At 53.6% G+C, this 14,249-nt stretch carries 11 protein-coding genes and 11 other annotated features; of the genes, 6 read left to right on the top strand and 5 right to left on the bottom strand.

The genetic code is table 11. The features are described from left to right. Window positions 1-2 precede the first annotated feature (2 nt). Window positions 3-1,363, bottom strand: a protein-coding gene (gene ygiY / locus STM3178; protein ID NP_462093.1) for a putative sensory histidine kinase in regulatory system. Within the gene, window positions 3-1,352 belong to an annotated coding region; the region does not span the whole gene. Next, the gene (gene ygiX, locus STM3177; protein ID NP_462092.1) for a putative transcriptional regulator occupies window positions 1,349-2,020 on the bottom strand. Within the gene, window positions 1,349-2,008 belong to an annotated coding region; the region does not span the whole gene. The genes ygiY and ygiX overlap by 15 nt, the downstream gene beginning before the upstream one ends. Beyond that, window positions 1,358-1,363, bottom strand: a ribosome-binding site (putative RBS for ygiY; RegulonDB:STMS1H003212). (Overlaps the previous gene by 6 nt.) Further along, window positions 2,015-2,020: a ribosome-binding site (putative RBS for ygiX; RegulonDB:STMS1H003211), on the bottom strand. It lies within the gene ygiX. A gap of 124 nt (window positions 2,021-2,144) precedes the next feature. Beyond that, window positions 2,145-2,150: a ribosome-binding site (putative RBS for ygiW; RegulonDB:STMS1H003210), on the top strand. Here ygiX and ygiW point away from each other — a divergent pair. From ygiW to sufI, 5 genes are all read left to right on the top strand, one after another. Continuing rightward, window positions 2,145-2,552, top strand: a protein-coding gene (ygiW, locus tag STM3176) for a putative outer membrane protein (RefSeq protein NP_462091.1). Within the gene, window positions 2,160-2,552 belong to an annotated coding region; the region does not span the whole gene. Its footprint overlaps the feature before it by 6 nt. Window positions 2,553-2,616: 64 nt before the next feature. Continuing rightward, window positions 2,617-2,622, top strand: a ribosome-binding site (putative RBS for STM3175; RegulonDB:STMS1H003209). Beyond that, window positions 2,617-3,490, top strand: a protein-coding gene (locus STM3175) for a putative bacterial regulatory helix-turn-helix protein (RefSeq protein NP_462090.1). Within the gene, window positions 2,624-3,490 belong to an annotated coding region; the region does not span the whole gene. Its footprint overlaps the feature before it by 6 nt. Before the next feature lie 95 nt (window positions 3,491-3,585). Beyond that, window positions 3,586-3,591 (top strand) — a ribosome-binding site (putative RBS for parC; RegulonDB:STMS1H003208). Continuing rightward, window positions 3,586-5,859 (top strand): DNA topoisomerase IV, subunit A gene (gene parC / locus STM3174; protein NP_462089.1). Within the gene, window positions 3,601-5,859 belong to an annotated coding region; the region does not span the whole gene. Its footprint overlaps the feature before it by 6 nt. 247 nt (window positions 5,860-6,106) lie before the next feature. Beyond that, window positions 6,107-6,112, top strand: a ribosome-binding site (putative RBS for plsC; RegulonDB:STMS1H003207). Then, window positions 6,107-6,853 (top strand): 1-acyl-sn-glycerol-3-phosphate acyltransferase gene (plsC, locus tag STM3173; RefSeq protein ID NP_462088.1). Within the gene, window positions 6,116-6,853 belong to an annotated coding region; the region does not span the whole gene. It overlaps the preceding feature by 6 nt. Before the next feature lie 62 nt (window positions 6,854-6,915). Next, window positions 6,916-6,921, top strand: a ribosome-binding site (putative RBS for sufI; RegulonDB:STMS1H003206). Next, the gene (gene sufI, locus STM3172; protein ID NP_462087.1) for a suppressor of ftsI occupies window positions 6,916-8,339 on the top strand. Within the gene, window positions 6,927-8,339 belong to an annotated coding region; the region does not span the whole gene. It overlaps the preceding feature by 6 nt. 44 nt (window positions 8,340-8,383) lie before the next feature. On the opposite strand, the gene ygiK is transcribed toward sufI, so the two are convergent. From ygiK to STM3169, 3 genes are all read right to left on the bottom strand, one after another. Then, window positions 8,384-9,697, bottom strand: a protein-coding gene (ygiK, locus tag STM3171) for a putative integral membrane protein (protein NP_462086.1). Within the gene, window positions 8,384-9,691 belong to an annotated coding region; the region does not span the whole gene. Next, window positions 9,692-9,697 (bottom strand) — a ribosome-binding site (putative RBS for ygiK; RegulonDB:STMS1H003205). (Overlaps the previous gene by 6 nt.) Before the next feature lie 4 nt (window positions 9,698-9,701). Further along, window positions 9,702-10,191 (bottom strand): putative inner membrane protein gene (locus STM3170; protein ID NP_462085.1). Within the gene, window positions 9,702-10,184 belong to an annotated coding region; the region does not span the whole gene. After that, window positions 10,186-10,191: a ribosome-binding site (putative RBS for STM3170; RegulonDB:STMS1H003204), on the bottom strand. (Overlaps the previous gene by 6 nt.) A 34-nt stretch (window positions 10,192-10,225) precedes the next feature. After that, the gene (locus STM3169) for a putative dicarboxylate-binding periplasmic protein (RefSeq protein NP_462084.1) occupies window positions 10,226-11,216 on the bottom strand. Within the gene, window positions 10,226-11,209 belong to an annotated coding region; the region does not span the whole gene. Further along, window positions 11,211-11,216: a ribosome-binding site (putative RBS for STM3169; RegulonDB:STMS1H003203), on the bottom strand. Its footprint overlaps the gene before it by 6 nt. Window positions 11,217-11,685: 469 nt before the next feature. Beyond that, window positions 11,686-11,691, top strand: a ribosome-binding site (putative RBS for ygiR; RegulonDB:STMS1H003202). Here STM3169 and ygiR point away from each other — a divergent pair. After that, the gene (gene ygiR / locus STM3168; protein NP_462083.1) for a putative Fe-S oxidoreductase family 2 occupies window positions 11,686-13,868 on the top strand. Within the gene, window positions 11,697-13,868 belong to an annotated coding region; the region does not span the whole gene. Its footprint overlaps the feature before it by 6 nt. Window positions 13,869-14,249 lie beyond the last annotated feature (381 nt).

Raw genomic sequence — 14,249 nt, 5'->3', positions numbered from 1 at the left:
TGTTACCAACTTACTACGGCCTCAAATCCACCTTCCGCGGCGTTGCCAAACGACACCGTCATGCCGTGCAGCGTAGCGATGCGGCGGACGATTGATAATCCCAGACCGCTGCCGGTCACACTTTGGCCTGGCGGGCGGTAAAAACGCTCGCCGATATGCGTCAGAATCTCTGGCGCTACGCCGGGGCCATTATCTCTGACGGTGAAGCTGCGGGCATGTAAGGTAACGTCGACGACGCTGCCCTGCGGACTGTAGCGAATCGCATTATCCAGCAGGTTACGCACTAACAGGCTTAAGAGTAGCGGCTGGCCGGTACGTATGACGTCATGGGCGTTAAGCTGTAAACGCACGTCGATATTCGCCTGCTGCGCCGGATGATAAATATCCATTACCGCGGACTGCAGCAGCTCTTCCAGCGAAATCTCCGCTACATCCTGCAAATTATTGAGCGAGTCGAGACGCGATAACGTCAGTAGCTGATCGACCAGTCGCGTGGCGCGATCGATCCCCGCATGGAGCTGGGTCAGCGCTTTATCACGCGATAGCGGATCGTCGCCCGAGAGCTGCGCCACCTCGGTTTGTACTTTCAGCGCGGCCAGCGGGCTGCGCAATTCATGGGCGGCGTCGGAGGTAAATCGCCGTTCGCGCACCATCATGGAGTGGATGCGGCTAAAAAGCTGATTAAGCGCTTCGACCAGTGGGCGAACCTCGCTCGGTACGCCTTTGGCGTCGAGCGGCGTTTCCGATTCCGGCGACCGGAAGCGTAGCGCCTGCGCCAGTTTTTTCAATGGTCTGAGCTCGCGGTGAAGCAGGAGTAATAAAATTAGCAGCATGAAGGGAAGGGCGATCAGCCACGGCGTTAATTGCGCCGCCACGATCGCCAGCGCCATATCTTCGCGGTAATCCCACTCCTGACCGACGACGATACGATACTTGCCGTCCGCCGAGTTCAACCACAAAAAACGCCAGAGGTCGTTGTCATCCTTCAGATAGCCATTGTCGAAACCTTCCCGGCGATAGCGATACGGAATATCCTGGCCGTTGTCGCCATCATGCAGCAACATTTTGCCGTCAGCGGAAAAGATGGCGAACGCCAGCGCATCGTCATCGATATGCCCATGTTTTAATTTCTTTGGCGTATGCGCCATGCGCTGCGGGGCGTTGATCTCGTTAAGATCGAGGGTGCTAAGCCGTCTGGCGAACAACATCAACTGTGTGTCAAACAGCTCGTCGACATTATCCGTCGTCTTTCTCCAGGCCACAAAACTGGAGATTGCCCAGGTGATGGAGACCAGAATCAGGAAAATAAGCGTCAGCCTGACGCGCAGGCTGAGACGTTGCGTCAATTTCATGCGTCACCCAGGGTGTAGCCGATGCCGTGCACGGTGCGAATAAATTCGCTGCCGAGCTTGCGGCGTAAATGATGAACATGGACTTCCACTGCATTGCTGGACACGTCGTCATCCCAGTTATACAGCTTCTCTTCAATAAGCTTGCGCGGCAGCACGCGACCTTTGTTGCGCAGTAAGAGTTCCAGCAACGCGAACTCTTTTGGTTTTAGGGCCAGTGGTTCGCCGGCAAGCGTCGCGACGAGATTGCCTGGATTGAGCGTCACCTGGCCGTGGCGCAATTCGCTACTGGCCTGACCGCTGGCGCGGCGTACCAGCGCCTCCAGACGGGCGGCGACCTCAATGAGCGCGAAAGGTTTACATAAATAGTCATCGGCGCCCAGACGTAGCCCCTCGACGCGCTCTGCTAACGCGTCGCGCGCCGTCAGGATCAGTACCGGTTCCTGTTTACCCTTTTCGCGCCATTCGCGCAAAATATCCCGTCCGTCCATGCCTGGCAGCGTCAAATCTAAAATAACCGCATCATAAGGCGCGCTGTAAAGCGCCTCTTTGCCCGGACGTCCCTCGGTAAACCAGTCGACGCTGAAACCCATTTTACTCAGGCCCGCTTTTATGCCATCGCCAATAAGTGTGTCATCTTCTACCAGTAAAATTCGCATCTGTTCTTCCTTGCGGTAACTCGCGTTGCCGTCAGTTAACCTTGTCGCCGCAGGCGATGTACAGAAAAAAAGATTCTTTTTTTGCCTTAAGAAGTTGTTAAGGATTACCTTATTAAATGGATCTGAAACGACATGAAAGGGAAAAGTAATCATGAAAAAATTAGCTGCAATCGTTGCCGTTATGGCACTGTGTTCTACCCCGGTTCTGGCGGCTCAGCAGGGCGGTTTCTCCGGCCCGTCGGCGACGCAAACGCAAGGCGGCGGATTTGTCGGCCCGAACGGCAGCAGCACGACGGTAGAGAGCGCTAAATCGCTGCGTGACGATGCGTGGGTAACGCTGCGCGGGAATATCGTCGAGCGCATTTCCGACGATCTGTATGTGTTTAAAGATGCGACCGGTACTATCAATGTGGACATTGACCACAAGCGCTGGAACGGCCTGACCGTAACCCCGCAGGATACCGTTGAAATTCAGGGCGAAGTGGATAAAGACTGGAACTCTGTCGAAATCGACGTAAAACAGATTCGTAAAGTGAATCCGTAATCCCACATTGCGCAAGATCGGTCAGGATTCACAGCCGCCCGGTGGGCAGAATAGGCCACAAGGAGGCAGTGATGAATGACCTGATCAGCGCGGCTTATTCCGAACGTCTGCGGCGCGTTTGCGACCACATTGAGCGTCATCTGGATGAGCCTCTGTCGATTGAGGCGTTAAGCCGGATGGCGCACAGCTCGCCGTTTCATTTTCACCGGCAGTTTACCACCTGGAGCGGGCTTCCGCTCTATCGCTATATCCAGTGGTTGCGTTTGCGCCGCGCGTCATGGCGGCTGGCGTTTAACCCGCAGGATAAAGTTATCGATATCGCGCTGGATGCCGGGTTTCAGAATCCGGAGTCGTTCACACGTGCTTTCAAAACCGCGTTTGGTCAAAGCCCGCGCCGGTTTCGGCAATCGCCGGACTGGCTGGCCTGGCACCAGCGCGTTCCTAAACTTGCGTTACAGGAGCAGCATGTCATGGACGTAAAAATCGTTGAATTTCCACCTACCCGCGTCGCGATGCTGACGCATCTGGGGCATCCGGATAAGGTCAACGCCAGCGCGGCGAAATTTATTGCATGGCGACGCGAAACGGGCCAGTCGCCGATTGCCAGCAGTCAAACTTTTGGTATTGCCTGGCACGACCCGCAGACGACGCCGCCGGCTCAATTCCGCTTTGATATCTGCGGCAGCGTCCGCCAGCCGATAGCCGAAAATGACGTTGGCGTGGTGAATAGCGAGATTCCTGGCGGGCGCTGCGCGGTGGTGCGCCATCAGGGATCGCTCGACAGCCTCCCGGAGAGCGTGTGGTATTTATTCCGCGAATGGCTACCCGCCAGCGGTGAGACGCCGCGCGATTTTCCGGTCTTCTTCCAGTACCTGAATTTCGTCCATGAGGTCGCGGAACATGAGCTGCTGACGGATATCTATCTGCCGCTTCGTTAACTTCCTCGCCACCTGTCTCACGGTTTGTGACTCAGACCGTGAGATAGGGTATTATCTGCGGCAATATTGCCGTCCGAACGGTCAGCATGCAGATTGAGGATCCCCTGTTAATGAGCGATATGGCAGAGCGCCTTGCGCTACATGAATTTACGGAAAACGCCTACTTAAACTACTCCATGTACGTGATCATGGATCGTGCGTTGCCGTTTATTGGCGACGGCCTGAAGCCGGTACAGCGCCGCATCGTCTATGCGATGTCAGAGCTGGGGCTGAACGCCACCGCTAAATTTAAAAAATCCGCCCGTACCGTTGGTGACGTACTGGGTAAGTATCACCCGCATGGCGACAGCGCCTGCTATGAAGCCATGGTGCTGATGGCGCAGCCGTTCTCTTACCGTTACCCGCTGGTCGATGGCCAGGGGAACTGGGGCGCGCCGGATGATCCGAAGTCATTCGCGGCGATGCGTTATACCGAATCCCGCCTGTCCAAATACGCCGAGCTGCTGTTAAGCGAACTCGGTCAGGGGACGGCGGACTGGGTGCCAAACTTCGACGGCACCATGCAGGAACCGAAAATGTTACCGGCGCGTCTGCCGAACATCCTGCTGAACGGCACCACCGGTATTGCGGTGGGCATGGCAACAGATATCCCGCCGCACAACCTGCGCGAAGTGGCGAAAGCGGCGATTACGCTGATTGAGCAGCCGAAAACGACGCTGGATCAGTTGCTGGATATCGTTCAGGGGCCGGATTACCCGACCGAAGCGGAGATCATTACCCCACGTGCGGAAATTCGTAAAATTTACGAAAACGGGCGGGGCTCCGTGCGTATGCGCGCGGTATGGACCAAAGAAGACGGCGCTGTGGTAATTTCCGCGCTGCCGCATCAGGTCTCTGGCGCGAAAGTGCTGGAGCAGATTGCTGCGCAGATGCGTAATAAAAAACTGCCGATGGTGGACGATCTGCGCGATGAATCGGATCACGAAAACCCGACGCGTTTAGTGATTGTGCCACGCTCCAACCGTGTGGATATGGAACAGGTGATGAACCATCTGTTCGCCACCACCGATCTGGAAAAAAGCTACCGTATTAACCTGAACATGATCGGTCTGGATGGTCGTCCGGCGGTGAAAAACCTGCTGGAGATCCTCACCGAGTGGCTGGCGTTCCGCCGCGACACGGTGCGCCGTCGTCTGAACTATCGTCTGGAGAAAGTGCTTAAGCGCCTGCATATCCTCGAAGGTTTGCTGGTGGCGTTTCTCAACATCGACGAAGTGATTGAGATTATCCGTAGCGAAGACGAGCCAAAACCCGCGCTGATGTCGCGTTTCGGCATCAGCGAAACCCAGGCGGAAGCGATTCTCGAACTGAAACTGCGCCATCTCGCCAAACTGGAAGAGATGAAAATTCGCGGCGAGCAGGACGAGCTGGAAAAAGAGAGGGACCAGTTGCAGGGCATTCTCGCGTCCGAACGCAAAATGAATACCTTGCTGAAAAAAGAACTACAGGCGGACGCCGATGCCTATGGCGACGATCGCCGTTCTCCGCTGCGTGAGCGCGAAGAAGCTAAAGCGATGAGCGAACACGATATGCTGCCGTCCGAACCGGTGACTATCGTGCTGTCGCAGATGGGCTGGGTGCGCAGCGCCAAAGGTCATGATATTGATGCGCCGGGGCTTAACTATAAAGCGGGCGACAGCTTTAAAGCCGCGGTGAAAGGTAAGAGCAATCAACCGGTGGTGTTTATTGATACCACCGGGCGCAGCTATGCTATTGATCCCATTACGCTTCCGTCGGCGCGTGGGCAGGGCGAGCCGCTGACCGGCAAACTCACGCTGCCGCCGGGGGCGACCGTAGAGCATATGCTGATGGAAGGCGATGACCAGAAACTGCTGATGGCGTCGGATGCGGGCTACGGCTTCGTTTGTACGTTTAACGATCTGGTTGCCCGTAACCGTGCCGGTAAGACATTGATTACACTGCCGGAAAATGCGCACGTCATGCCGCCGCTGGTGATTGAAGACGAGCACGATATGCTGCTGGCGATTACCCAGGCCGGACGGATGTTGATGTTCCCGGTAGACTCTCTGCCGCAGCTGTCGAAAGGCAAAGGGAATAAGATCATTAATATCCCCTCTGCAGAAGCGGCGAAAGGCGATGATGGACTGGCGCACCTGTACGTGCTGCCGCCACAAAGCACTCTGACTATCCATGTCGGGAAGCGCAAAATCAAACTGCGCCCTGAAGAGTTACAAAAGGTGGTCGGTGAACGCGGACGCCGTGGCACATTAATGCGCGGCCTGCAGCGTATCGATCGCATTGAGATTGATTCGCCGCATCGCGTAAGTCATGGCGACAGCGAAGAGTAAGACAGGGGCGCCCGTAGGCCGGACAAGGCATCTAAGCCGCCATCCGGCGCTCTGCCGTTGCCGGATGACGACGCAGTAGCGTCTTATCCGGCCTACGGTTTCAGATCGGATTAACATTAAAATTTCCCGTAAAACCGTTGTTTATTCGTGCATTGCGATTAACAATACGTTTTTCCAGAGAGCCACACTTACCAAAATCCTAACCTGAATTTCAGGTGACGTAGAATGCCGGGCTCTTAGGCCTTCAGAGGTTGTTATGCTATATATTTTTCGTCTTATTGTTACCGTTATTTACTCCATTCTGGTCTGTGTTTTCGGTTCTATTTACTGCCTTTTCAGCCCACGTAACCCAAAACACGTGGCGACGTTTGGACATATGTTCGGCCGTCTGGCCCCGCTGTTTGGCCTGAAAGTGGAGTGCCGCAAACCCGCCGACGCGGAAAACTATGGCAATGCTATCTATATTGCTAACCATCAGAATAATTATGATATGGTCACGGCGGCGAATATTGTGCAGCCGCCAACGGTGACGGTGGGGAAAAAAAGCCTGCTTTGGATCCCGTTTTTTGGGCAACTGTACTGGCTGACCGGTAATCTGTTGATTGACCGTAATAACCGCGCCAAAGCGCATAGCACCATTGCGGCAGTGGTTAACCATTTTAAAAAGCGTCGTATTTCTATCTGGATGTTCCCTGAAGGTACGCGTAGCCGGGGACGCGGTCTGCTGCCGTTTAAAACCGGCGCGTTTCATGCGGCTATCGCGGCTGGTGTGCCGATCATTCCTGTCTGCGTTTCCAACACCTCTAACAAAGTCAATCTAAACCGCCTGAACAACGGACTGGTTATTGTGGAAATGCTGCCGCCAGTCGACGTCAGCGAATATGGTAAAGATCAGGTTCGCGAGCTGGCGGCCCACTGCCGTGCGTTAATGGAGCAAAAAATCGCGGAACTTGATAAAGAGGTTGCGGAACGTGAAGCGACCGGTAAGGTTTAAGCAGCCTTACTCTGTTATTGTAGAAATCATTTTTTCAGGCACAACTCTTTAGCCTGTTTTACATGGAGCTTATATGTCATTCAGTCGGCGTCAGTTTCTTCAGGCATCGGGAATCGCACTATGTGCAGGCGCGATTCCCCTCAGGGCGAATGCTGCCGGTCAGCAACAGCCGTTGCCTGTTCCGCCGTTGCTGGAGTCCCGTCGCGGGCAGCCGTTGTTTATGACGCTACAGCGAGCGCACTGGTCCTTTACGCAAGGCACGCGCGCGCCGGTCTGGGGAGTGAACGGTCGTTATCTGGGGCCGACAATCCGCGTCTGGAAAGGCGATGACGTTAAACTCATCTATAGCAACCGCCTGGCGGAAAATGTCTCCATGACGGTTGCTGGTTTACTGGTGCCGGGGCCGCTGATGGGTGGCCCGGCGCGTATGATGTCGCCGAACGCGGACTGGGCGCCGGTGTTGCCGATTCGTCAGAGCGCCGCGACGCTGTGGTATCACGCTAACACGCCTAACCGCACCGCGCAGCAGGTGTATAACGGCCTGGCAGGAATGTGGCTGGTCGAAGACGACATCAGTAAAACGCTGCCCATTCCGAACCATTACGGCGTGGATGATTTTCCCGTCATTATCCAGGATAAACGGCTGGATAACTTTGGGACGCCGGAGTACAGCGAACCGGGAAGCGGTGGTTTTGTCGGCGATACGCTGCTGGTGAACGGCGCGCAAAGCCCCTATGTCGAAGTGTCCCGCGGCTGGGTGCGGTTACGGTTGTTGAACGCCTCGAACTCGCGGCGCTATCAGCTTCAGATGAGCGATGGCCGGGCGCTGCATGTGATTTCAGGCGATCAGGGCTTTTTACCTGCGCCGGTTTCCGTCAAACAGTTGTCACTGGCGCCCGGCGAGCGACGTGAAATCCTGGTTGATATGACCAACGGCGACGAAGTCTCGATCACCTGCGGGGAAGCGGCCAGCATAGTCGATCGGATTCGCGGTTTCTTTGAGCCTTCCAGTATTCTGGTTTCGACCCTGGTGCTGACGTTACGGCCAACCGGATTGCTGCCGCTGGTGACCGATAATCTGCCGATGCGTCTGTTGCCGACGGAGATCATGAGCGGCGCGCCTGTCCGCAGTCGGGACATCAGTCTTGGCGACGATCCGGGGATTAACGGCCAACTGTGGGATGTGAATCGCATTGATATTACCGCCCAACAAGGCACCTGGGAGCGCTGGACGGTACGCGCCGATATGCCGCAGTCGTTCCATATTGAGGGCGTCTCTTTCCTGATTCGTAACGTCAACGGCGCTATGCCGTTCCCGGAAGATAGAGGCTGGAAAGATACCGTCTGGGTGGATGGGCAAGTCGAACTGCTGGTCTATTACGGTCAGCCGTCCTGGCCGCACTTCCCGTTCTATTTCAACAGCCAGACGCTGGAAATGGCTGACCGCGGCTCGATTGGGCAAATGCTGGTGAATCCAGCGTCGTAAAGCGTCCGAGTACGGGTCTGAATAGCGCAGACCCGTCAGGGTTTTCAGGAAGGAGCAAACAGCGTGGGAAGCAGCAGACTCAACTGCGGGAAGTAGCAAATCATCGCCATGACCACAAAGAGTGCCAGAAACATCGGTAATAGCGGTTTGACGACTTTATCAATACTGATTTTGCCGATACTGCAACCGACGAACAAAATAGTGCCTACCGGGGGCGTACACAGTCCGATGGTTAAATTGAAAACCATAATAATGCCAAAATGGACAGGGTCGATTCCCAGATGTTGAGCAATGGGAAGGAAAATAGGCGTAAAGATTAGAATAGCCGGGGTAATATCCATAAACGTCCCGACGAATAACAAAATGAGATTGATAATCAGCAAGATGACCCATTTATTTTCGGACACGCTGGTAATCATTTCATTAATCAGTTCAGGAACATCAGCATTGGTCATCGCCCATGACATTCCCATTGAGCAGCCGACCAGTAAGAGAACAATAGAGCTGGTTACTACCGAATCCAGCAGAATATCGCGCAACTTACTCACATTAATTTCTCGATAAATGGCCGCCAGCGCCAGGCTATAGATTACCGCGATCGCAGAGGCCTCTGTTGGCGTAAATACGCCGCCGATAATGCCGCCGATAATAATAAATATCAGCAACAGGCTGGGCAACGAATCGCGGAATACCGACAGAAACTGCCGCAGGTTGATGCGTTCGGCAACCGGGTAATGGTGGCGATGGGCATACAGCGCCGCTACCGTCATTAAAGCCAGCGCGGTTAAGATGCCGGGCAGGTAGCCCGCCAAAAACAGGGCGGCGACAGAGGTGCCGCCGCTAGCCAGCGAATAGACAATTAGCACATTGCTGGGCGGGATCATCAGGCCAATCGGCGCCGAAGCGACGTTGATCGCCGTAGAGAACGCCGGAGAGTAGCCCTCTTTTTCCTGTAATGGCGACATGATGCCGCCCACCGCGGCCGCAGAAGCGACCGCCGAGCCGGATATCGCGCCAAACAGGGTGTTCGCCAGAATATTGCAGTGCGCCAGCGAACCGGGAAGGCGGCCAACTAACGCCTGAGCCAGATTCACCAGGCGCCGGGCGATTCCCCCGGTATTCATGATATTGCCGGCTAACACAAAAAAGGGGATCGCCAGCAGCGTAAAGCCATCGAGACCGACGGTCATTTTTTGCGAAATAACCGAGATTGCCGCATCCGGGGGAAGGGCTATCAGGATTGAGAATAAGGACGACAGCCCGATAGCGAATGTAATAGGAACGCCGACCGCCAGTATAATGGCAAAGCTGCCAAATAAAACAATTATTGGGTAAATATATTCAAAGTCCATATATCCCTCGTTAGCGAAGATGGCGCTGATGATAATTATCAATAACGTTCACAATGGTGTAGTACACCAGGATGACGCCGCTAATCGGCATGACCCAATAGACTTTATCCATAGGCCATTTTAATACCGGGGACATTTGGCTGACGTGCGCCGCTTTTTCAACAATAATATCACCGCCGTACACCATAAAAATCAGCGCGAACACGGTAATAATCACCTGAATGATACTGTCGAGCATGAGGGCGGGCGTTCGGGAGAGTTTTTGCGCTAACAAATCGATAGCTAAATGTTTTTTTAATCCGGCGGTATAGACGCCGCCTAACAGAATCATCCACATAAAAAGAATCTGGGTGAATTCGTCGAGCGTGCTGCTTGGCGCGTTGAATATAAAGCGCGCCGCCACCTGCCAGGATACGCAGGCAACCATGACCGCCAGAATAATACAGCAGCACCCGGCCAGTATTTTGTTCAGTGCATTGGTGAGTATTCGCATATTACATCCTGTAAAGGGCAGGAGAACCCTGCCCGGCAGATTTACATATTCTCGATGTATTCCAGATCCTTCGCTGACTGAGCGTCTTTTGCGCGGAACTCATCAAACAAGGGCTTAACACGCTGTTTGAACGCGGATTTATCAATATCAACAACAGTCGCGTTCATGGCCTTCATGCTCTCATAAGCCTCTTTTTCCGCGGCGGGCCAGATGACATCTTTCATTTGCTGCATGGATTCATCTGCGGCTTTATATAACGCCTTCCGCTCTTTATCGCTCAATTTGTTAAGTACTTTGGTACTGATGACCAGGACATCCGGCACCATCGTGTGCTCGTCGCGGGAATAGAATTTCGCCACCTCCGCATGACGCATATCGGCATAAACCACGGGGTTGTTTTCGCCGCCATCGACCACGCCTTGCTGGAGCGCGGTATAGAGTTCGCCTTGCGCCATCGGCGTCGGCACGCCGCCGAGAGCTTTCACCATCGCGATAGCGCTGGGGCTTTGCTGCACTCTGATTTTCATACCGGCTAAATCGTCGGGTTGAGTGATGGGCTTACCAGCGTAAAAACTGCGGGCGCCGCCGTCGTACCAGGTTAAGCCGACGAAGCCTTTGCTTTCGGAGGACGCGAGAATGCGTTTCCCTAAGTCGCTTTTCAGTACGTTGTAGTAGTGATCGCGGTCGCGGAATAAAAACGGCAGGCTAAACACGCTATATTCCGGCGCAAAAGACTCCAGCGATGCCGCATTGACTTTCACCATTTGCAGAGCGCCGGAGTTCATCAATTCCAGCGATTCACGTTCGTTGCCCAGCGTGGCGTTGGGGTAAATACGAATATTTAATTCGCCGTCCGAATAGGCTTTCGCTTTGTCGGCCAGATAGCTCATCGCTTTGTGAACGGCGTGGCTTTTATCCTGATTGTGGCTCAGTTTCAGCGTGGTTTTGGCGAGCGCTGGAAATGCCAGTAGCAAACAGCCGGCCAGTAATACCGCTGATGTTGTGAATGAACGTGTGTTTTTCATATCTGCTTCCTTATAGGTTGGGATTCCTGTGGTTATCGTTGATTAATTAATAACCTGCTGATACGTAAGGTGTTGCGTTGGGGAAAGGCGTGGTGATGGTGTTCTTTATCCCCTGAATTCTGTCAGCCAATTTAATTTAATCAATAGACCAAAGAAAGAGATCTGGTTCACAGAAGAAAGTCATGGTAAAAACAGTGTCGTGAGCAATTCAGCGAAGTTTTTTTATATATTACTGATAATGTGATGTTTTTTTACTTTTTGTTGTTATGACGATACTGCGTTTTTAGACGTGGGTATAATTAATTGCATACCAATTTGAAGATATTCATAAGACCAATTTCAAACACCTCAGGCCAGGCCGTTGAAAGTTGTTTCTATTTCGCGCCAGTCCTGCATATAAGGCGATAATCTCCTTCATTTTCGCTATAGATACGGCTTATAATCCCCGACCTTTGATTATTTTTTTGCCAATCGTTTTGGAAGCATTATGAGCGCTATCTCCCTGATCCAACCGGATCGCGACCTTTTCTCCTGGCCGCAGTACTGGGCCGCCTGCTTTGGGCCGGCGCCGTTTTTGCCGATGTCACGTGACGAGATGGATCAACTTGGCTGGGATAGCTGCGACATTATTCTGGTAACCGGCGACGCCTACGTCGACCATCCGAGCTTCGGCATGGCGATTTGCGGTCGTATGCTGGAAGCGCAGGGCTTCCGCGTGGGGATCATCGCCCAGCCGGACTGGAACAGCAAAGACGACTTTATGCGTCTGGGAAAACCGAACCTGTTCTTCGGCGTCACCGCCGGCAACATGGACTCGATGATTAACCGTTACACCGCTGACCGTAAGCTGCGCCACGATGACGCCTACACCCCGGATAACGTCGCGGGCAAACGCCCGGACCGCGCCACGCTGGTCTATACCCAGCGTTGCAAAGAAGCGTGGAAAGATGTCCCGGTGATCCTTGGCGGCATTGAGGCCAGTCTGCGCCGTACCGCGCATTACGACTACTGGTCTGATACTGTGCGTCGTTCAGTGTTAGTCGATTCCAAAGCCGACATGCTGATGTTTGGCAACGGCGAGCGTCCGCTGGTGGAAGTGGCGCATCGTCTGGCAATGGGCGAAACCATCGATCAGATTCGTGATGTGCGTAACACTGCGATTATGGTTAAAGAAGCGCTGCCAGGCTGGAGCGGCGTCGACTCCACTCGTCTGGACACGCCGGGTAAAATCGATCCAATTCCCCATCCCTATGGCGAGGATCTGCCGTGCGCGGATAACAAGCCGGTCGCGCCGAAAAAGCAGGAAGCTAAAGCGATTACCGTGCAGCCGCCGCGTCCGAAGCCGTGGGAAAAAACCTATATCCTGCTGCCATCCTTTGAAAAGGTGAAAGGCGACAAGGTGCTGTACGCCCATGCGTCGCGTATTCTGCATCACGAAACTAACCCTGGCTGCGCGCGGGCGCTGATGCAAAAACACGGCGACCGCTATGTCTGGATCAACCCGCCCGCCATACCGCTCTCCACTGAAGAGATGGATAGCGTGTTTGCGCTGCCGTATCAGCGTGTGCCGCACCCGGCTTACGGCAATGCCCGTATTCCGGCCTATGAGATGATCCGCTTTTCGATCAATATCATGCGCGGCTGCTTTGGCGGCTGCTCTTTCTGCTCGATCACTGAACATGAAGGGCGCATCATTCAGAGCCGTTCAGAAGACTCTATCATCAACGAGATCGAAGCGATCCGCGACACGGTGCCGGGGTTTACCGGCGTGATCTCCGATCTGGGCGGTCCTACCGCGAACATGTATATGCTGCGCTGTAAGTCGCCGCGTGCGGAGCAGACCTGTCGTCGCCTGTCATGCGTCTATCCGGATATCTGTCCGCATATGGATACTGACCATACGCCGACGATCAATCTTTATCGCCGCGCCCGTGAGCTGAAAGGCATTAAGAAAATCTTAATTGCCTCCGGCGTGCGCTACGACATCGCCGTAGAAGATCCTCGCTACATTAAAGAGCTGGCGAGCCATCATGTGGGCGGCTATCTGAAGATTGCGCCGGAGCATACTGAAGAAGGTCCGCTGTCGAAAATGATGAAGCCGGGTATGGGCAGCTACGATCGCTTTAAAGAGTTATTTGACCTTTACTCTAAACAGGCCGGAAAAGAGCAGTATCTGATCCCATATTTTATCTCCGCGCATCCGGGCACGCGGGACGAGGATATGGTGAATCTGGCGCTGTGGCTCAAGCGCCACCGCTTCCGTCTGGATCAGGTGCAGAACTTCTACCCGTCGCCGTTGGCAAATTCGACCACCATGTATTACACCGGCAAAAACCCGCTGGGTAAAATTGGTTATAAGAGTGAAGATGTGGTGGTGCCGAAGGGAGACAGGCAGCGTCGCCTGCATAAGGCGCTGCTGCGTTATCACGATCCGGCGAACTGGCCGCTGATTCGCCAGGCGCTGGAAGCGATGGGGAAAAAGCATTTGATTGGCGGTCGCCGTGAGTGTCTGGTGCCTGCGCCGACCATTGAAGAGATGCGCGAAGCGCGTCGCCAGAACCGCAACACGCGCCCGGCGTTGACCAAGCATACGCCGGTGGAACATCAGCGGCAGGGGCTTGCTGCGAATAAGAAGCGCGGGAAAGGCGCAGGGCGTTAATTACCTTTGAATCTGTTGCTTCTGGAAGCTAATGTTTCTGGAAGTAACAGACATCTAAATATATTGTGTCGATCTTTAGTAATTGCTAAATTACGGGGAGCTTTATATTTTATTTAAATATTATTGATTGTATAAATTAATTATATATTACCTTAATGATTAAGGCATGATGCTTGTATACAGCCCCAGAGGAGGGGATATCATGGGTATGATTATTATTCCCTGTTTTATCGTAATTGCTATAATAGCTGTTGTTATATTCATAATGGCTATTAAAGCATGTAATATGGAAAAACGTGAAGACAGGCAAATGACTCTTGCAGGGATAATTTTAATGGGTGTTATTGCCGCTATTCCTGGATGGTTTTTGTACGAAATATT

This window comes from Salmonella enterica subsp. enterica serovar Typhimurium str. LT2, from assembly GCF_000006945.2.
Lineage (GTDB): Bacteria > Pseudomonadota > Gammaproteobacteria > Enterobacterales > Enterobacteriaceae > Salmonella > Salmonella enterica.
The sequence above is the reverse complement of the archived record's forward strand: the minus strand, read 5'-3'. Positions and strand labels throughout refer to the sequence as shown.